Consider the following 465-nt stretch of genomic DNA (forward strand, 5'->3'; position numbering starts at 1 on the left):
GTCCCGGTGCCCCCGGTCCGACCGTGGGTGGTCCTGGCGGCAGCGGCTCCGGCAGCCCGGGAAGCTGCGTCACCGGTGGCGTCGCACCAGGGGCAGGCAATTCCACAGGCCCGACCGGTGTCTGGATGGACTGCTGGTTGGGCGGCCCCTGCGCCGGTGGTCCCGGTGGCGGACCGCCTGGCGGCGGCGCAGCAGGAGGCTCGCGGTACGGATAGCGCGGGTCATCGGGCTTACCGGTGATCGCATCGGGAAGGTTCAACCGCGGTTCACCGCCCTGCCCGGTCCGCGGGTACGGCACCGGCAGCGCCGGGGTGCCGGGCTGGCCAACCTGAGGATCGCTGCGTTCCGATGGCAGCAGCACATTCGGGTCCAGACCGAGATCCGAGAACGCGGCGTCGATGAACGGTTGCAGGATCTGACCCGGCAAGAGATTTGCTACGTATGCCTTGAAGAACGGGCCCGACC

General features: G+C 70.3%; 1 pseudogene. It reads right to left on the reverse strand.

Annotation, left to right across the window (positions count from 1 at the left end):
- A pseudogene (locus tag RM844_RS32525) lies at positions 1-465 on the reverse strand (hypothetical protein); the annotation flags it as partial.

This window comes from Streptomyces chisholmiae (genome assembly GCF_031845445.1).
GTDB lineage: Bacteria > Actinomycetota > Actinomycetes > Streptomycetales > Streptomycetaceae > Streptomyces > Streptomyces chisholmiae.